This is a genomic window from Acinetobacter sp. ANC 4636 (genome assembly GCF_054454555.1).
Window position 1 is genome coordinate 1 of record NZ_JBTKVD010000055.1, and the last position, 241, is coordinate 241.

Below are 241 nucleotides of genomic sequence, written 5' to 3' on the forward strand. Positions count from 1 at the left end.
CACAATGCTGAAACCATTGGCACCATAGTTACTGCTATGTGTACCATCGCTCACCTGTGTGCCTGTTGCCGTCACATGGGTCACGTTGCCTGTACCATCGTTGATGCTTAAGCCCGCATTGTTCAACAGGCTGTTGCCTGCGGTGATGCTGTCCACGCTCAGGTCTTTGGCGGTTGCAACTTGATAGTTGGTGCTGCCATCGGCATTGGTGGTGCTATTGACTACAATGTTGTCACCGTGC

General features: G+C 52.3%; 1 protein-coding gene. It reads right to left on the reverse strand.

Annotated elements, in window-relative coordinates; all coding sequences use genetic code 11:
- On the reverse strand, positions 1–241 hold a 241-nt coding region (locus ACX1N5_RS15745; RefSeq protein WP_458803585.1), incomplete at both ends, for a hypothetical protein.